Source organism: Nostoc sp. DedQUE08 (assembly GCF_034530895.1).
GTDB lineage: Bacteria > Cyanobacteriota > Cyanobacteriia > Cyanobacteriales > Nostocaceae > Nostoc.
The window spans coordinates 141,491-161,019 of the sequence record NZ_JAVRCD010000011.1; the positions used below are offsets into that span (position 1 = coordinate 141,491).

General features: G+C 38.9%; 12 protein-coding genes, 1 pseudogene and 3 CRISPR repeat arrays. Of the genes and pseudogenes, 3 read left to right on the forward strand and 10 right to left on the reverse strand.

What is annotated here, in order from left to right:
• Positions 1–311: 311 nt before the first annotated feature.
• From purB to RMY64_RS10295, 3 genes are all read right to left on the reverse strand, one after another.
• Positions 312–1,607: an adenylosuccinate lyase gene (purB, locus tag RMY64_RS10285; protein WP_322699949.1), complete on the reverse strand. Its 1,296-nt coding sequence runs from the start codon at positions 1,605–1,607 to the stop codon at positions 312–314.
• A gap of 51 nt (positions 1,608–1,658) precedes the next feature.
• Positions 1,659–2,210: a DUF421 domain-containing protein gene (locus RMY64_RS10290; RefSeq protein ID WP_322672711.1), complete on the reverse strand. Its 552-nt coding sequence runs from the start codon at positions 2,208–2,210 to the stop codon at positions 1,659–1,661.
• A 186-nt stretch (positions 2,211–2,396) separates the two neighbouring features.
• Positions 2,397–3,413 carry a YihY/virulence factor BrkB family protein gene (locus RMY64_RS10295; protein ID WP_322699950.1) on the reverse strand — a complete coding sequence of 339 codons (1,017 nt, stop codon included), beginning with the start codon at positions 3,411–3,413 and terminating at the stop codon, positions 2,397–2,399.
• A gap of 213 nt (positions 3,414–3,626) precedes the next feature.
• Here RMY64_RS10295 and RMY64_RS10300 point away from each other — a divergent pair, with 213 nt between their 5' ends.
• Positions 3,627–4,268, forward strand: a complete 642-nt coding sequence (locus RMY64_RS10300; RefSeq protein ID WP_322699951.1) for a type I restriction endonuclease — start codon at positions 3,627–3,629, stop codon at positions 4,266–4,268.
• A gap of 16 nt (positions 4,269–4,284) precedes the next feature.
• On the opposite strand, the pseudogene RMY64_RS10305 reads toward RMY64_RS10300, so the two are convergent.
• Positions 4,285–4,899: pseudogene (locus tag RMY64_RS10305) on the reverse strand (ATP-binding protein); the annotation flags it as partial.
• Between the two features lie 774 nt (positions 4,900–5,673).
• Between RMY64_RS10305 and RMY64_RS10310 the strand changes: the two are divergent.
• Positions 5,674–6,039, forward strand: coding sequence for a hypothetical protein (locus tag RMY64_RS10310; RefSeq protein ID WP_322699952.1), 366 nt, complete (start codon positions 5,674–5,676; stop codon positions 6,037–6,039).
• 165 nt (positions 6,040–6,204) lie between these two features.
• Positions 6,205–7,398: direct repeats of the CRISPR family, unit length 37 nt; unit sequence GTTTCCATTAATTCGCCTCCACATAGTTAGTGGAGAC.
• Positions 7,399–7,971: 573 nt separating this feature from the next.
• Here RMY64_RS10310 and RMY64_RS10315 read toward each other — a convergent pair.
• The 6 genes from RMY64_RS10315 to RMY64_RS10340 are packed head-to-tail and all read right to left on the reverse strand — an operon-like array spanning position 7,972 to position 14,891.
• Positions 7,972–9,366, reverse strand: coding sequence for a hypothetical protein (locus RMY64_RS10315; RefSeq protein WP_322699953.1), 1,395 nt, complete (start codon positions 9,364–9,366; stop codon positions 7,972–7,974).
• 6 nt (positions 9,367–9,372) lie between these two features.
• Positions 9,373–11,076: a hypothetical protein gene (locus RMY64_RS10320; RefSeq protein ID WP_322699954.1), complete on the reverse strand. Its 1,704-nt coding sequence runs from the start codon at positions 11,074–11,076 to the stop codon at positions 9,373–9,375.
• A 2-nt stretch (positions 11,077–11,078) separates the two neighbouring features.
• Complete coding sequence (locus RMY64_RS10325) at positions 11,079–11,480, reverse strand: hypothetical protein (protein ID WP_322699955.1); 402 nt, start codon at positions 11,478–11,480, stop codon at positions 11,079–11,081.
• A 2-nt stretch (positions 11,481–11,482) separates the two neighbouring features.
• Positions 11,483–12,307, reverse strand: a complete 825-nt coding sequence (gene cmr4 / locus RMY64_RS10330) for a type III-B CRISPR module RAMP protein Cmr4 (RefSeq protein WP_322699956.1) — start codon at positions 12,305–12,307, stop codon at positions 11,483–11,485.
• A complete protein-coding gene (locus RMY64_RS10335; protein WP_322699957.1) occupies positions 12,307–13,320 on the reverse strand; it encodes a type III-B CRISPR module-associated Cmr3 family protein in 1,014 nt (337 codons plus the stop codon). Before RMY64_RS10335 ends, cmr4 begins: the two co-directional genes overlap by 1 nt.
• A complete protein-coding gene (locus RMY64_RS10340) occupies positions 13,305–14,891 on the reverse strand; it encodes a Cas10/Cmr2 second palm domain-containing protein (protein ID WP_322699958.1) in 1,587 nt (528 codons plus the stop codon). The genes RMY64_RS10335 and RMY64_RS10340 overlap by 16 nt, the downstream gene beginning before the upstream one ends.
• 636 nt (positions 14,892–15,527) lie before the next feature.
• Positions 15,528–16,128: direct repeats of the CRISPR family, unit length 36 nt; unit sequence CCCTACCGATTGGGTTAAATCGGAATTAATGGAAAC.
• 216 nt (positions 16,129–16,344) lie between these two features.
• On the opposite strand from RMY64_RS10340, the gene RMY64_RS10345 reads away from it, so the two are divergent.
• Positions 16,345–18,417 carry a WYL domain-containing protein gene (locus RMY64_RS10345; RefSeq protein WP_322699959.1) on the forward strand — a complete coding sequence of 691 codons (2,073 nt, stop codon included), beginning with the start codon at positions 16,345–16,347 and terminating at the stop codon, positions 18,415–18,417.
• Positions 18,418–18,482: 65 nt separating this feature from the next.
• Positions 18,483–19,484: a CRISPR direct-repeat array (repeat unit 36 nt; unit sequence GTTTCCATTAATTCCACTTCTCGTTGGAGAAGCGAC).
• The last annotated feature ends 45 nt before the right edge of the window (positions 19,485–19,529 follow it).

A 19,529-nucleotide genomic window follows, 5' to 3' on the forward strand; every position in this document is an offset into this window, starting at 1 on the left:
TCAAATTTCCTAATCGCAAATTGCCAAATTTTTAATCATACGACAAAACATTTTTGCAAGAGATTCTATGAGCTGCGCTCACAAGGAACAATGAAAATGTCTTTTCCTCCAGCAAGAACTGCCTTCTGCCTCCTGCCTTATTTTCAAGGCAGTTCTTGAGTATAAACAAGCGTGAAATCAAGGCTTTTAGCAATCAACATTTTCCTAACCTATGTAGCTACGGCTATATATCTTTTTTGATGATATCTGCATATTTTTGGGGTAATTTACTTATAGTAAGTGCCTAAACGCCTACTACAAGTAAATTAATCTTAAATACCTAATCGTTGGTAAACTTCTTCTAAATGCCGCAGATGTTGCTGGGGATCAAAACAAACCTCTAGTTCTGCTGGAGACAACTTTTGGGTAACACGCGGATCTTTGCTAATCAAGTCTTGGAAGTTTCCTTCTGGCTGATTCCAAGCGGCGTGAGCGCTTTCTTGAACGATCGCATAAGCCTCTTCTCGGCTGCTTCCCTTGTCTATCAAAGCCAGTAAAACTTTTTGGCTGAACACAACGCCGCCGTAACAGTTGAGATTGCGTTTCATGTTCTCAGGATAAACCAACAGGTTTTTGACCAAATCGGTTATTTCTGACAACATAAAATGCGTCAAAGTACAAGCATCTGGCAAAATTACCCGTTCTACAGAACTGTGAGAAATGTCTCGCTCATGCCATAAAGCAACGTTTTCTAAAGCTGCTCCGGCATGACTTCTGACGAGTCGTGCCATTCCTGTCAGTCGTTCCGAACGGATGGGGTTGCGTTTGTGTGGCATTGCTGAGGAGCCTTTTTGACCTTTGGCGAAAAATTCTTCAACTTCTAAAACGTCTGTTTTTTGGAGATTGCGAATTTCTACAGCAAAGCGTTCAATGGTTGCGGCTACCAAAGCTAATTGTTGCACGTAGTCAGCGTGGCGATCGCGGGAAATAACTTGGGTTGAGGCTGTATCGGGTTCGAGTCCGAGTTTTTGACAAGCGATCGCTTCTACACGCGGTTCAATATTCGCGTATGTTCCGACTGCACCAGAAATTTTACCGACAGCGATCGTTTGGCGAAGAATTCTCAGGCGTTCTTGGTGTCGCAACACTTCTGCTAACCAACCAGCTAGTTTAAAACCAAAAGTAATCGGTTCAGCGTGAATACCGTGCGATCGGCCAGCCATTACTGTATGACGATGTTCCCGTGCTTTTTGGCGAATTACCTGAATCAAATCTTCCAGACGTTGCAACAATATATCCAGACTGGCAACTAATTGCAGTGCTAAAGCTGTATCCAAAACATCCGAACTAGTTAAACCCAGGTGAATGTAGCGTCCGGCATCACCAACATATTCATTGACATTTGTCAAGAAAGCAATGACATCATGGCGGACTACAGCCTCAATTTCTAAAACCCGCTTTGGATCAAAATCTGCCTTGGCCTTAATTTCCTCAACGGCTTCAGATGGAATGTAACCAAGTTCAGCTTGAGCCTCACAAACAGCAATTTCGACTTGCAGCCAAGTTTTTAGTTTATAGGCTTCACTCCACAGATTAGCCATTTCGGGCAAAGTATAACGCTCAATCACAGTTCGGCACAGAATACAACCGTCATATTTTACAGTCTAATTAATGTCTAATTAATGTAGATCGCTTTTTAACGCGACTTTTTCCTCAGGGACAGCAGTAGTTTTTGAATCCGACGTGATGATACTAATCCTGCCATCAGCCTCCATATATGCGAACTTCACATCAGCTAAAAATTCTACACCTTGCTGACGTAACTTGCTCATCAACTCATCATCTGTAATTAACTCTCGTTGCAGATGGCGCTCAATCATCCGACCGTTTTTTACTAGTAGCAACGGTGGCGGATTCAGGAAACGTTGAAACTGGGGTAGTTTGTAACCCAACCAGTTCAGCAAGTAACTCCAAAAAATCACTGTTCCGACCAGAATAGCGCCTTCAGTAATTGATGTGTAATTACTTGCCATAGCATTTTGAGCAGCTTCCGCAAATAGCACAACTACGAGTAAATCAGTAATTCCTAGTGTTCCTAGTTGTCGGCTAGGAAGCAGGCGTAGCACTGAGAACAGCGCTAAGTAGACTAACGATCCGCGGATAATCAACTCAAAGATGCTGATACTAGGAATAAAAATTGCTTGCCAATTGATAAAAAACCATTTTTCCATTAGCACTGATTTTCTTCCTTGTTCAATAGACTTCTGGAAAAAATCCAGTATAAAAAAGAGTCAGAATTCAGAATTGCTGAATACTCTACTCATCAACTGTAGCAATAAAAACTAATTCACTGGACTGGATATTAGGTACTTTCATATCTATCAGATTTACAAATATAAATCTCCAGCAATCAAGCATTAAAATCGCTGATTTTTTCTTCTCTGTTTTAAGCGTTTGGGCTTCCTAAAATACTGGAATAAGCGATTAATCAAGCGAGAAGATGGCTTCTTCTTATTCGATACTTGTTCTGTTGGCGCCTTGCCATTATAGTTTGTGTTATCAGATACATGTATAGCATTTTTAGTTGGGACTATGCCGCTGCCATGCCTTCGGGAATAAACTTGAGTAAATTCTGCACCGAAGAAAAGAATTTGTGCGGCATAGTTAACCCAAGCTAAAATTACCACCAGTGAACCAGCAGCACCATAGGTCGATCCAAAACTACCATTACCTAAATATTGTCCTAATAAAAATCTCCCAATAGAGAACAAAACTGAGGTGATAGACGCTCCAATTAAAACATCACTCCATGCAATTTTGACATCTGGTAGAACTTTAAAAATTAGTCCAAACAGTGCTGTAGTTATTGCAAAAGAGATAACTAAATTAGCAATCTGCCAGATGAAATCAAAACCTGGCAATAAATTACTAAAGTATGTTACTAAGGTTGCTAATATCGTACTAATTACTAGAGAAACTAAAAGTAAAAAGCCAATTCCAATCACCATTGCAAAGGACAAAACGCGGAGGCGAATCATGTTATTTATGCCACGTCCAGGTTTGGGTTTCACTTCCCAAATCGTGTTCATGGCATCTTGCAACTCAGTAAATAAGCCTGTAGCACCCACTAGTAGAACTAGGACACTAATAGTCGAAGCGATCGCTCCTGTCTTTGGTTGGTTAGCATTTTGGATGGCTGTTTCGAGAAACTTTGCGCCATCTACCCCGACTAAACCTTGAATTTGTCCGACAATTTGACCTCTTGCCGCTTCCTCTCCAAATACTGCACCTGCGATCGCAATTACAATAATTAGCAATGGTGCAATGGAAAAAATCGTGTAATAAGCTAACGCCGCCGCTAACCGCGAGGCTTTATCGTCACTCCATTCTTTGAATGTCTCTTGTAATAACTTCCAAATTTCTTGCAAATTCATCCAATCAGTCTCCTTGTAAGGGATGTTGCTTAGTCCCTGATATATTGGATACTGATTTGTTGAGTTGCGGCATCCTCCCAAGGGTGTTTGTGAAGCGTTCTTGGGGAGTAATTTAGAATTTTATAGTGACATGACAATGCGATCGCGCTAATTGGCGATAATAAAGATGCGCTGATATCGATCCTATAGCAAAGCAATTTTTACCTAGAAGCAATGACACAGACCGCAGCAATTGCAGAAGCGATTACCACTTTTCAGGATGTAGAAAATCGATTTGGTTTTGTCCGTGTTGAAAACGAGCAATTTTTCCCAGAGTGGTATGAGGAATTGTCTGAAATTACAGAAGCGGAAAAAGCTTCTGTGGATGTTGTGCGGCGCAGGTATCTTTATCACCGTGCCGGAGGTGATTTACTAGAAGGGACAGTCATATTGTTGTTGGTGTCACCAATACTTGCACTCTCTGGATTTTACGATCCTCCTTTCAGAATTAAGGCTGAATCATCTGTGGAACTAATGCTTAATGATGACGAGGAAATACTGCGCGGACGAATTGATGTTTTAGTGTTACAAGATCGGTTATGGGTGATGGTGTTGGAGTCGAAAAAAACCACACTCTCAGTTTGGTCGGCTGTACCGCAAGCTCTAGCTTATATGATGGCTAACCCCAATCCCAGTAAACCTGTGTTTGGAATGGTGACGAATGGAGACGATATTTTATTTATCAAAGTGATGCAAACAAATACACCACAGTACGATTTGTCAAGAGTTTTTGCTCCGTTTGCATCCGCGAGGGAACTGTACGCCGTTTTGCAAATTCTCAAACGTATTGGTCAGTTAATTTCTCCTACGTCTTAGCGTTCCCTTTTCCCTTTTATTGCATTCTATCAATTGTGCGATATTGAATTGCTTCCGCTACATGATTGGTTTTTAACTCATCTTCTCCTGCTAAATCTGCAATAGTCCGTGCTACTTTGAGAATGCGATCGCTTGCTCTTGCCGATAAACCTAATTTTCTAATTGCTGCTTCTAATAAATTGCGGCTAGCATCATCTAACTTACACCATTTCTGGAGATGACTACTTTGCAAATGGGCGTTGCAACGCAGATTTGTTTCTCCTTGAAAACGGGTAATTGCGCGATCGCTTGCTTGTTGCACTCGTTCGCGTACTGATATTGATGTTTCTCCCGTCGGTTGTTGGGTAATTTCTTCTGGTTTCAAGCGATTCACTGCAACTTGTAAATCAATTCGATCCATTAACGGCCCAGAAAGTTTTGCCCAATATTGTTCGCGTTGGCGGGGAGAACAAGTACATTGTTGGATGGTATCGCCATAGTAACCGCAAGGACAAGGATTCGTACTCGCCACCAAAGTAAACTGCGCGGGAAACATTACCGATAGTTTGGTGCGGGAAATTGTCACATAGCCATCTTCTAGAGGTTGACGCAAAAATTCTAAAACATCTCGTTTAAATTCTGTCAGTTCATCTGTGATTTTTATATAGTTATTTCTTATAAACCTTGCAAAATAAGCTTTGTAGCTGTATATCATTCATATAAACGATAAATAATGCCTTTTTTCTGTACGTTTCTCTTACATTCAAATAAGACACGCAATTTTGACCAAACTGTAATTGGCATTACCCGATGGCTTTGTTTATACCAAGCTAAGTAGTAGCGAAAAATGCTACCCAAATGGACTTACCACCCTAAAAGCATAAATGGCTCAAAAATTCAAGTGGAAAACTCAAAAATATAGGATTGATAAAAAGCTGCGATCGTTAAACTTAGCTGGACAATCCGCAGATATAGCAAAAGTTTAAATACTACGCGGTTACAACGCCATACAGTTGGAGAATATCCACATGAATCAACTTCAAGAAATTTCCAAGCAAGAACTTGGTTATTGGTAGTTGTAACCGCAAGTATAGGACTCCGATTTGATTTCTGAAAACATACTGAGACTGAAAAGCTCGTTTTATCAGGGTTTTATCTGAAATCTTGTTCAAAAATCAGATATGAGTCCTATATAATTAATTATTTATATAAGATAGCGCTAAATTGTAATTTAATAATCAAGCATAAATTTTATATATAAATATTTAGAGAAGAATTAATTATTTTTAACTGTTAAATTCTAAAATGTCTAGGACAAAACAGTTAATTAAATATTTATAGATATTCGATACACCATCTCAATTATTGGGAAGACTAAAATTACCCTTCTCCCACCATAAATATATTTAATGGGTGTCTCTGGATAATGAACAGTCTTTTGAAAATCCCGTCCTTACTGCTAGGACTGATAAAGCCAAAATCTAATAAGCTTGAAATCGAATGCTACGGTCAAGGTGATAGTGCGATTGAGATGCAACAAATTCAGCAGATTATAGAGTGGCTCTTTGCTAGTCTAATGAATGCAGGATACCAAGGTATGTCGCATCTGATTTGGGATTTAGGCGAACAGGACTGGAAACAAGTGGCACTGACAGGACTTCTGAGAGATGAGCCAGTATTTTTATATCGTTGTAATGACAGACCTTCTTTACCACCAGAACACTGCTACTGGCGCTTAATGACAGAATATTCATCTTTGAGAATTTATCAGTTAGAAGTATTGGAGCGGTAAATTCTCATTTTATTATTTAGTTGTTATTTTAGTGACGGCGCAAACTTGAAGAGAAAGAACGGAGAAATAAAAAGGGAAGCTTCGCATTTGTAGTTTTTATTGATTCGTCTCCACTAATTATGTGGAGACGATTTGTGGATTTCAGTTTATCGAGTAGGTTAATAAGTTTCCATTAATTCGCCTCCACATAGTTAGTGGAGACGAAGGTATATTTCTGGATCAAGTCAGCCCAACTTTGTTTCCATTAATTCGCCTCCACATAGTTAGTGGAGACTGGTAGTAATTGCTCTGCTTTGAATAATCTTGGTGTTTCCATTAATTCGCCTCCACATAGTTAGTGGAGACGAGTGGTCTTGGAGTCACTATCAAAAAGATATTTTTGTTTCCATTAATTCGCCTCCACATAGTTAGTGGAGACACAGTTGATAAAGATACAATCACCGATTTTTACGTTTCCATTAATTCGCCTCCACATAGTTAGTGGAGACCAGACGGCGATAACCTAGTCAGCATTTGCGAAGATTTGTTTCCATTAATTCGCCTCCACATAGTTAGTGGAGACGTAAATGCTTTGTGGGATGATGTTGCTGGGTACGATCCGGTTTCCATTAATTCGCCTCCACATAGTTAGTGGAGACTAAAATAGCAGCCAAGCTTGTTGAAGATAATCCTGTTTCCATTAATTCGCCTCCACATAGTTAGTGGAGACACTCGCTCAATTTGAAGCAGAGCGTGCGATCGCTCAGTTTCCATTAATTCGCCTCCACATAGTTAGTGGAGACAGCAATTCAACCGTGTCTAAATGTATTGATGTCCGTTTCCATTAATTCGCCTCCACATAGTTAGTGGAGACATCGTAACCTTTGTTGGGATCGATTCTGTCTGTTTCCATTAATTCGCCTCCACATAGTTAGTGGAGACGACAGTCCTTGTCATCCGTTGCGGCGGATTGCATAAGTTTCCATTAATTCGCCTCCACATAGTTAGTGGAGACTATTGCGATCCATGTTGGTAGATGAAATCGACATGTTTCCATTAATTCGCCTCCACATAGTTAGTGGAGACAAAATCCTAATAGTAAGGATGTATCTGTAGTAGCTGTTTCCATTAATTCGCCTCCACATAGTTAGTGGAGACATCATGATGGTAAAGTAGCTGTTGTATGGTGGCGAGGTTTCCATTAATTCGCCTCCACATAGTTAGTGGAGACTTTACCTAATCAGAAATTAGAAAACTGCTTACCTAGTTTCCATTAATTCGCCTCCACATAGTTAGTGGAGACTACACAAAACTCGAACAGTCTGATTCTGGAAATCATAGACGTTTCCATTAATTCGCCTCCACATAGTTAGTGGAGACTGCTGGGGGCTAGAAGCCATAAAATAAAGGACTTACAGCGCCTATTTCCGCGAACCTGATCCAAAAGTACTGTTTCAGCCATTGCCTGTCAAGTTTCCCTTTAACAAAAATGCTTTAAACATCGTCAGTATAAGCTTTTCAGGTTTTGCGCGAACCTCCTTTAGATTTGTAATCGCCCAAGAATAGTTGCAGTAGGAGTTTGAGGCTCGAAAATTAGCATCTTTAAAAAAACAGCTAGGGGTTCGCGGATTTTCTTACGGTTATATAGCTATGGTCAGATAGGAGACGGGACTACATTGTTTCCATTAATTCCACTTCTCCGAAGAGAAGCGACCTTAAAATTGGCTCCATCGCTTCCGGCATGGGAATGCATCTACAGTTTCCATTAATTCCACTTCTCATTGGAGAAGCGACCCCTCTTATTTAAACCCTTACGCAGCCTGATGTCCAGATGCCATTGGCATAGAGCGCCCACGTTTAGGGATGAACTACACTTGTTAACGTTGAAGAGCATCTAGACTACTAGCACCGTGATATTGACCATCATCTGGACAACGCAAAGTCGTGAAAAACTTAGAAAGTTTTTAATTCATAATTACTAATTGCTGCTTGCAACTCCTGCTCTACCTGGTACATAAGACTAGCTTTTTTTAATGAGGTGAATTTTTCTCCAGAAACGAAGTTTAAACAACCTAAAATGCTCTTTTTCCAATTTTCTTTATCTTTATTTGAAGTATTCCAAGCTGCAAATACTTCTTCTTCTTTTAAACCTGACAAGCGATGAAATAAAATATTTCTTTCTAATCGCGTATGGTCGTTAAATATTTTCATGTCTGAGTTTGATTCCCAATTTGGGAAAACTTTGGGAATTAACTTAGAAATATCTTCTCTCGTTGGTCCAGCCTTATATCGAATAAGACCTTCTACAGCACGAAAACTATGAAATAGTGCATCAACAGTGTTTCCCTGTTCTAAACGTACAACTGCTAAATAAGCAGCTTCATAACCCATCCACCACCATTTTTGAATGTGTTCTTGAGCGATTGTGCCCCTAGCTTTAGCAAAATCCTCAAATTTAGCACAATTCCAGGAAATAGCCATTGTCAGCAATTCACTAATTCTCTGTTCCTGAGAATTTAATGGTTCCTCTCTATTTTTCAAAATATTAGTTAATATTTCTTGAACTCCTGAATAGTCATACCTTTCTAATAATGCTTTAGCTTCCTGTAATTTAATTCCTTTTAAATAATTTGAACTGGGAATATGAATAGAATTACCTGGTTCATACTCATTGCTTACTAAAAATTTTACTTGCTTATCAAATTTTGCCAAACTTGCAAATTGAACTGCCGAAAAAATTGCTGGAGTTCCAGCCTGATGACTTACATAAACATTTGCAGTTTTATTATGTAAAGTAGATATTTCACGCTGCACTAACTGCTGCACTAATATAAAGCATTTGTCCCAATTATCAAGACCTTGTTCTTTAGACTCCGGTTTTAGTTCTAAATATTTAATATCTTCACTAGGTTTAAGACGATATAATTCTTTGTGGCTTTGAAAATACTTCTCTAAAATTGGCTGAAGTGTGCAGGTATCTTGCCAATAAGGACATTTATAATCTGTTTTATCTTTGGCGGAAAATACATCTTCTTGATTGGTTAAGATGACAAAAATTTTATCAGGACGATTTTTACCTTGTAAACCTTTAGTAAAAGTATCAAGTAGAGGAAAGTGTAAATTATTGTAAGTGTCAATGTCTAAATCAGTACTATAAACCATACCCAAAACTCTTGCAGGAACAGTATAAGGTTCTTCTGTACGGGCATTTTTAGGGCGAGATGGCTCAAACAGATGATTAGATAGTTGGCTCCTCACAACTCTATAACGTTTCTGCCATTTATTCTGATCGTAATCATATTTTAGCTGCACATCGCTATTACCAGTTGTGACAATCCAAATATTCATGATTAATTATCCTTGGGGAAATATTTTGATAAATTTTTTATCGTTATTTAAGAACTGGAGAAAATCTTGTGTGTTCTGAGAATCGTCAGGAAAGATGGTCAGCAACTCTACATATTGATTAGTTCTGTGTAAGTTTCCATCTTTTATGACATATCTAGGATACATTCGATGCCAAATACGTCCTACTTTAGCTGGTGGATTAATTTTACCTGTTAAATCTGTTCTTTTGATAGTTTGATTATTTGAATAATCTCCATGAAACCATTCAACAGCTTCACTAATTTTACCAATTCTTGCCCATACTTGTACTTTATTGGGATGCCAAACTTCTCGCCAATTTTGAACGTAATTAGTATTTGATAATTCCAATAGATTTATTAAATTTTGTCGTATATCTTGAATAAATTTAGAGATATGACCAATATCCGGTTTCCCACAAGTTAAATAAAATTCCTCTGATTCTTCTGTAAATTCCCAATGACAACCAATCATAGGTTTATCATGGTTAGCGAAATATTTAGGGTAGAATATTCGATGATCTGCTCTCCGCCAAGATTTCCCAAATCCTCCTAACAAGACAGAAAATTTAACAATTTGAGTAACGATTTTTTTGAGTTTAATTTTTTCTTTACTGGAATTACCGATATAAATAACGTCTAATTTTCCTGCACCTAAATCATAAGTGGACATGGAATTGGATCTTTTTGGAGCAGGATTGTATGTGTGTTTACCTATGTTAAGTTCTTCAACAATAAAATTAATACCTAACTTTCCTATAAAAGTACCATTATCAATTCCTCCCCAAAGTTCTTGAGTAATTCTTTTTGCTGTTACTTCATCAGTAATACCTGCAAGTAATCTGAGAGTATGCCCCCTTAATACTGCTTTAAACATATTGGGGCGAAACTCTGGAGTCTTATTTAATAATTCAGAAGTTAATCCCTGTCCACAGAGATGAACAGAAAGGATGACTTTATCTATATTTTCATGAATTTCAATAAAATGACCATAACCAGCACTGACTCTAGAGCCAATTCCAGTTCCTAAAGCTTGTTCCCAAATCTCCCAAATCTTTTTCCATTCTGTTGCTTCTAAATGTTTAGTGCTGGAAATCCCAAATTTTAATGTAGCTTGATAGAGAGATATTTGAGGATTTGCTGTGGTAATAACATTCTCTTCTACTTGACGCTTTTGTTGGGAATGAATGATATCAACTAGGCGGTTTTTATTTCCCCAAGACATATCTAGAGGATATGCACCATGAAAGCGCAAGATTCCTGGTTTAGTCTTAGTTTGTCCATTTTCTGTAATTTCTTCACCACAATATTTTGCTTGCTGTTCCTTTGGGCAAACTCTTAGGAATGCACCTTTCATACTCGAACCTGGATAAAAAGGTAATCCTTTAGCACCAATAACAGGTCGAATAAAACCTTCATCTTGTCCACTGTTTGTTACCAAACGCCAGTTAATCGTATATTCCTTAGTTTCAACTCTACGACCGAACGCAGGCATTTTCACTGTGGATTTACTTTGATTACGCTGCTTCCAAAGAGGAACGTTTTCTTCTTCAACAGCAGGAACGGGAGGACAACTTTCTAGCCACTCTTGAACCCATTGATAAACTGTTTCTGATTCACGAGAATAGTGTATTTTACCTCGATTTGATAACTGTGCTTGAAACATCAAGGGAATGTAATCGCTATCTGGCATTATTATTCTCCTTCCTCAGTAAGTTCACCAGTACGAGTAGGCTTATAACGTTGAGTCCACCACACCATACACTCACAAAGTTGTGTTAGTACAGCTAGAGTAACTTTGCGTTGTTCTATGGGTAAACTCCATAGTTCGTCTGCGATTTCTCGAATGTCTCTATCTGAATCAGTAGGAAGTTGAATACCTGCCGGAGAGACAATTTCTGCTAGTTTATTCCAAGTCTCTTTCCAATAATCTGCTTTTACCCCTTTTAACCGGAGATGCTCTCCCCAAAACCTTTCTAGACCATACACTACAGTCATACGCATTTTGTAAGTCTGATTGAGTGCATCTTTATGCTGACTATGCTTACTAACTAAATCGTGAGCTTCCTGATCTAACTTGTATAATTCTAAAGCCATATTTATACCTCTTTTAAGGCTAATCTACAATGTCCGAAACCGATTGATTCCAGCCCTCCTAAATAAATTTCATCGCTATTGTTTTGATTAAAAGGTTGCCATTTTTTACCATCCTTCTCTTCTTTAAGTGCGATAGGAAAAGCTAAGATAGTTTCTTCTGGCAATGCTTCTGTATTAAAAAAAGCTTTTTCTTTAGCTTTCTTTTCGTTCTTATCCAATGCCACCCGACTCTGACGATATAACGCCATATCATGAATCATAGCTATTTCATCATCAGCAACAATGACTGCTGGTAATTCTTCTCCTAAAGGAAACCAAGGGGATAAATTATCTGTGGATTCAATAGTTAAAAAACCAAAATTGAAAAATAACTTATGTTGTCCATCTATAGATAAAGCCCTTAAGCTTCTTGAAGCTGTATAAAGACTTGGAAGGTTTTCTGTTTGGAGTGAGGGAATAAAGCTACCTGCTATTCGTTGATAACGTTTGAGTAAACGGGGAGAAGTTACCCAAACTATCGGTTGACCTGGACAAAATACTGGCAACCACACAATAGAGGCATATTCAAACTTAACAAGAGATTCTGTGGTACTGTTTGACTGTTCTGTATCTGCTTCATGCCCATACCATTTATTTGCCTCTGCCTCTCCTTGAGTACGACGCATTTCTGAACGCAGACGACCACGGATAGAACTACCAGGAATAATACCTGTTTGAGTAAATTGGTCACGGAAGATAAGGTTTAAATTACCGCTTTCTTCTCCGGCTGTTGCTCCTACATGAAGTGGTGCTAAGGTTTCAATGATGCCGTAAGCTTTCTGATACATTAAGCAACTCCTATAACTTCAATATCTATTGGTAGACACAAACCACATCCCATTCTTTTGAGGCTGAAACCTTCCTTGGGAAACCATTCTTCATCCCAATCCCACCAAGGTTTACCTATTGATTTTTCCAAAACATAAACACTTCCAGATGGAACAGCATAACGTCCCCTTCCTAAACGCCCCCGTTTTGTCTTTCTATCACCTACACGGTAACGATAAGGTAAAGGTTTATCTGTAAGCATTTGTATGTTTTTCTGGTGAGGGAAAAATTCATTTTGAGGATAACGTTGAGAGAAACGATTTGAACCCCATACACCTGGTGTAATTAATGCAAAAGTAGATTGAATAGGCTGGCGTAAAAGCTCTAAAATTGGACTATCATCTGGCAATTGTAAACTGTTGATTTCTACAATATGATTTTCACCACCAAAGCGATACCAACCTTCAGGTAGCGGATGAGTAGATAGATAAACTAAACAATGATCTGGGTTTATCTGTACAGAATATTCTAGGAATAAGCCATCTTTTTTAAGCGTACATCGTTCATCATCTTTTGTTCTAGGATGTAATACAGATAAAAATTTCCAGGGAGATTTTTCGGCATAGCCATTACTACGAATTGATTCAGCTGGATAATTCCAAAAATTTATCCTTTGCCATTGATAATATGGTTCTAGTTTTGATTTATCACAGTCCCACTTTCCATTTTTTATTTTCCACTCACTCGAATTATCTTTAGCTATAATTTTACTCCAAGGTATTGGTACATAAAAATATTCTGGGTTTTCGCAATCTCCCCAAAATGGCCCCGCTACATATAATTCTTGACTTAAATTATCTGCGTCCCATAATTTTTGAGCTTGGTTAACACTAAAAAATAATCCAGATACGGTAGCTGCTTCAGGAGGAAATTTTGCACCAGAATGCCCTACTAAGTTTTCTGGCGACAGGAATGATCCAGCACTTCCATACATAAAGCCCAAAGGATTGATGATTATTAAATAATTGAACATAAATGCCATCCTATATGAATTAAACCATCAATCCATTTTATTAGCTCAATATTGTCTGAGTAACCGACTATTTTTTCTTGGTGATTTTCTAAATATTCCTTATGTTGCTCAAAGTAAAGATTGAAAAGTTCTAATGCTATACGTTCATCAACATTTTTTTGTTTTCCATTTAAACTGATAGCATGACGAGCTTTCAATTGTGCTAAATCACTATAAATATGAGTCCAGTTAGGAAAATACTTTTGATCGCATCCTTTAGATTCCCATTCTGTAAAGGTTTTACCGTTGCGATCTCTGTATTTCTTTAATATATCCAAATAATCCCAAGGACAAGTCCACTGGACATATTGACCACTATTAAAAACTACCCGAATAGTAACTCTATCTCTTCCTAGAGATTTAGCTCTTTTCTCAGCTTCTCTGCAATGTTGTAGTACATCTCGTTGGGGTACGCTACCAGCTACCCAGACAAAGCCAACACTTAAAGTAAGAGGCTGTTTGTGTTTTTTCCATTGCTCGTTCAATGTCATTAACCATTCAAAAGCTTTTAACGGTGGAATAGGTTCAGCAGGATTTTTACTATAAATTATGCCTAAAAAATCATCACCACCCGCATAAACCACTCTACCTAAGTCTTCAGGGAAATTTTTATCAAATTTTTCTCCCCAACGACGCATGGCATAACTAAAATTTTCTATTTCATGATCGCCATTATCTGTAACAGCTAAATTTTTTAAATGATCGCCAACTTTATCTCCATCTCCCATAAACCAACCTGTCCATTGTCCGGGTACATTTTCTGCTATTTGTGGTTTACGTTGAATTTCTTTAAAGCCTTTATCTAGTGCTTCTATATCGAGTTTTTCTTGAATTTTATCCCACGTAACTAAACGTTTTACTAATTCGGGAATACTCAGCTTTTCGTTAGGTGCAATAAATTTACCTTCTGGAGTTTCTTTTTCTAGCTTTTCAGTTAGTGCTGCTAATGCTGTATAAAAGTTTTCAATCTCTCCTTTTTCTGAAGGATAGGTGATCAATTTAGGATTTCTCGCTTCTCCACCTAATCCGGGAAATGCAATTCCATCCGTACCTGTTAAACTAGAACTCTCCCCAATCCAGTTGACGGCAGTCCACCCACGGGAAAGTTTACGGGTTTCTAAATCATCCATCGCCGCTTGAATACTATCGCCTTCTCCCCAAAAAATTTCCCAGGCGTGGTTTCCCCAGTTTGCCCACTCCCTCTCCCAGTGGTATTTATAGTCAGGTAATTTCTCCTCTATCCAGCATCGACATTCCTTCAACATTCCCTTCCACACGGATAATAAGGTTTTTTCTACCTCTGATTTTGAAAATTCTCCCTTAATAAGAATGCGATTTGGCATTCCTTTTTGGAGGTTAGGGATTGCTGGGGAAATGACTGTTGTAGTTTTTTCAGCTTCTTTTACTAGCTGCTGGCTAAGATAGGAGAGAATCAGAGATGCACCATACAAGTCTCGGAGTTTACGAGATTTCTCGATAAACCCTTGCACCGGAGCAAAGGTTATTGCTGTATATTTGGCCACGTTTACCATAGTTACTGGATGCGGTCTTGTCTAAATTACAGTAAGAAATTGAACTTGTACTCAGTAGTTATACTTTGTAATAATTCTTGTTTTGTCAATTAATCGCTTAATTTTCAGAGGTAAGCTAGGAATAAAATAAGCCAATTAAGCACATATAGTATTTAAGGTTTTGTGCAAGTTTGGAGTTATGTAGCACTAGGGGAATTACTGTGACATTTACATCTTCTCGGAAAAATCGAGAATGTAAATACCTTTTCATGCGAATGACGAAATATTTTTTGGATGTCTGAGCAAGATTTAATTGTGTACCCTGTTAAGGTATTGCATTTTTGTGAGATGATTTATGTCACGCGGAGGTGCAGACGCGCAGAGAGTATGAGGAGTTTTAGATTTCAATACATTAATTGCATCGCTTGTTTATGCAACGCCACTATTAACTCTTAACGGGAAGTTTGAGATGTTCATCTACACACCTCGCCGAATCGCCGAAACCCTATATTTTTCGTTGAGGTGTGTCGATGCCTTACATAACAAGGGTTTGAGGTGTGTATTTTACTTAATTTCACATAAGATATATACTCTTTTTCAGAGGTGTGTCGATTTGTTGGCTGAAAGCCTTACGGGGCAAAGCCTCCTAGACGAACTCCCTACCGATTGGGTTAAATCGGAATTAATGGAAACAACAAGAATCCGGCAATACTGCTCATTAAAGGAACCCCCTACCGATTGGGTTAAATCGGAATTAATGGAAACTCTGTTTGTGAAGAGGTTTCATTTGAGGTTTTTGGAGCCCTACCGATTGGGTTAAATCGGAATTAATGGAAACTGCAAAGTTTTCACTTGAGCTTCTAAAGCTTGAACCCTACCGATTGGGTTAAATCGGAATTAATGGAAACTTTACTGATTGTACTAATGTGAAAATTAAAGACCCTACCGATTGGGTTAAATCGGAATTAATGGAAACGTTACGCTGCTGATGTTGGACAAACAAGAAATACTACCCTACCGATTGGGTTAAATCGGAATTAATGGAAACAACTAGAGGCAAAGTCTTCAAGAGACATAAACCCTACCGATTGGGTTAAATCGGAATTAATGGAAACACCAATCTTGCGTCACTGCCACCTGCGAAGGTTGGCCCTACCGATTGGGTTAAATCGGAATTAATGGAAACGACTAGCCGACCATCCAGTACCCCTGTTTTTAGATTCCCTACCGATTGGGTTAAATCGGAATTAATGGAAACTGGCCAGAACCAGGGTGGGATTTCAAGAAGGGTTTTACCCTTTCGATTGGGTGAAATTGGAATTAAAAACAATCCGATTACTTACCCTTCTCTCTTTCAGAAGCTAAGTTAATTAAACCCTTGATTAATACCGTCGTCATTCGCTTGAAAAGCCTAGACAACAAACAAATAACAGTTAAAAGTTAAAGTAGACAAACTTTTATCCTTGAACTCTTGATGATCTGTCACTTCCTCATCGGCATCCCCGGTAGTGGGAAAACCACATTCGCGGTCGAGTTAGCAAAACTAGGGAATTATCGTATTATCTCCACTGATGCAATTCGCCAAAAACTCTATGGCGATGCAAGTATCCAGGGTGAGTGGAGTCAGATAGAAGAAAAAGTAATTTTTGAGATTGCTGATGCAATTGCTCAAGGTGATTCGGTAATCTATGATGCTACCAATGCCAAGCGTGTGTGGCGGATGGATTTGCTAATAAAGCTAAATTCATCTGTTGCTTGCCTTGCAGAGCATGGGGAAGAGGTTTTGTGGATGGGGTGGTATTTGCAAACTCCTTTGGCAACTTGCAAAGCTTGGAATCAACAGCGCACCCGACAAGTTCCAGACACGATCATTGAGAATATGTACAAATCTCTGCAAGACTTTCCTCCAGTAGCAGCAGAGGGATTTGCATCTGTCAAAGAAATCGATGTCACCTCTTCCAAGTTCGACATTCAACAAATTCCAACCCAAATCCAACAGCTTCCTCGTACCCTTACTAACCGCGCTAATCGTAATCGCCACATTACTTTACACGGTTATAGTAAGCTGCTGGATTTTGAGCGCTTAATGCATTTAATTTCTCTAATTATTCGCTATCCAGGAATTGGAAATCTGCAAACTACTAACCACAGTTTGCTGGAAAGCATTTTGGGTAATGTTCCTCTGTTTGCAAGTTCTTTAGAGGAAGTTACCGCTTTCATGGATAAATTATGCGGTGCGATTTATGCTAATAAAAATGCCATCGAATCTGATTTACACTGGCTACAACAAAATTCCCTTATTGGAGCCAATAGTATTGCCCCTTCTTCTGGCATTACCGTATCACCCGATCGCTCAATTACTCTATCGACTTTTGTAACTCATGCTTATTCTAACTGCGACAGCTTTCGGAGATTGATACAAATCATTCGCTTGATTCTCCACCACCCATTTTTGCAAGATACAGGAAAGGGAAGCCTACAAACGCTCGTGTCTGCACTCAAGGAAAATGGGATTATCGATGGCGATGGTTTAGATATTGTCCGCAAGGACATAGAAAAGGTTCTCAAGCCTTATAAAATATTGCCAGAATTTCCCTTGAGAGATGGGTATTTTGCAGGGACAGCGATTTTATCAACACATGAATTAACTAAAGTGTTTGATGTTCTCCAGTCTCAGGCTAAAAGCCTTGATGATCCTGTAGCACTGGAGATTTATGAAACATTTGCCACGCGGATGCTAAAAAGTAAGTTAGGGGTAAATCATGTGTATCCTGTCAGGGCGATTGCTAATCGTAGTATGATTGACCCAAAGTTTTTACCAACCGATGCTCTGTCTAGGAATTTAGAGCAATTGGAAGAGGCAATAGCTAAAGGGCAATTACTGGAATTAAATCGCTTTTCTGGCGGCGGTAAGTTTGTTCTTGATGAAGAAAGTTTTTTTTTAGCATTTCCTTTGCAAATCGTTTTTTGTAACCAAGCGTGGTATTTAGGTTTTGAGTGTGAAAGTGGAAAGTATGCAGGACTGTTCCGGTTTGAGCGTTTGGATAGATTGTTCATAGGTCAATTTCAAGGAAGATTCCGTTCTAAAGAGGAACAGGAAAAATCATTACAGAAATTACAGAAGCTTTCTGCTGCTAGTGCGGGTATTTTTTTGGGATATAGTGCGAGTGACCAACGTCAGTTTCTCAGCCACGATAAACAAGAACGTTCTCAGGCTTGTGTGACAGTAGAACTGTGGTTTAACGACGCTATGTTCAGATTTATCGCTGAAGGCACTAAGAGATTCCCTGCAAGACAAATGAATATGTCTCCACCTGTTGAGGGCGGAAGATTAATGTTACCTAAGTCAATTTTCTGTCTGAAAAAAACCACAAGTAAACAGTTTCCCAATCGCTTCCGAGTGGTACTACCTACATGGTACTTGGATGATGTGGAGTTTCTGCGGTGGATTGTCGGTTTTGGCGGTAATGTTAAGGTAGTGCAGCCAGAGGAATTGGTAGCTAAGGTTAAGGGAATTGGTGAGGCGATTCTTAAAGTTTATGAGTAGTAATAAATAAAAATATATATTCCAAAATACTTTTAAAGGTCAGGATATTACATCTCGACCTTTTTGTTTAGAAAAATTCCATTTCTCGTTGGAGAAGCGACTCTAGAGTCACCCGCTAGGAGCAAGTATCTAGAGTTTGAGTTTCCATTAATTCCACTTCTCGTTGGAGAAGCGACTTTCCCGGAAACCAGTGGTGTAATTAATTAGATTCAAGGGGTTTCCATTAATTCCACTTCTCGTTGGAGAAGCGACAAAGCAATTGGCGAGTTCTACGGGACGCACTATCGAAAGTTTCCATTAATTCCACTTCTCGTTGGAGAAGCGACACGGTTACGTGACCTGTACAGCACAGAACAATGTAGGAAAGTTTCCATTAATTCCACTTCTCGTTGGAGAAGCGACATGATCGCTTTACAAAATGCCAAAGCACAACAATTAATCAGTTTCCATTAATTCCACTTCTCGTTGGAGAAGCGACATTTACAATGGTCAGCAGGTGCTTGTTCAAGTAACTCTGGTTTCCATTAATTCCACTTCTCGTTGGAGAAGCGACTAGCGATTTTAGTGTTACGAACCTTTACTCGTTAGGACTAGTTTCCATTAATTCCACTTCTCGTTGGAGAAGCGACTTGAGGCAGAAATTGTTTAATTAAATCAAAAAGGAGAACAAAGTTTCCATTAATTCCACTTCTCGTTGGAGAAGCGACTCAAAAGCTGGGGATGGGTGCAAGGGTATGTATCTTGTTTCCATTAATTCCACTTCTCGTTGGAGAAGCGACCTTAATAATAAAAATTTGCTTTTAAGCACTTTTTCGGTTTCCATTAATTCCACTTCTCGTTGGAGAAGCGACCAAGAAAAAAGAGGACAACCTAAGCGCATATCAGTCGTTTCCATTAATTCCACTTCTCGTTGGAGAAGCGACCCCGATCGAGGTGCTGTTCAAGCTCTACCCGTGGGAGTTTCCATTAATTCCACTTCTCGTTGGAGAAGCGACCGTAGAAAACCAGCTCTTCCCAGCGTCCAGGTTCCAGTTTCCATTAATTCCACTTCTCGTTGGAGAAGCGACCCCTCTTATTTAAACCCTTATGGTGTCTGATGTCCAGATGCCCTT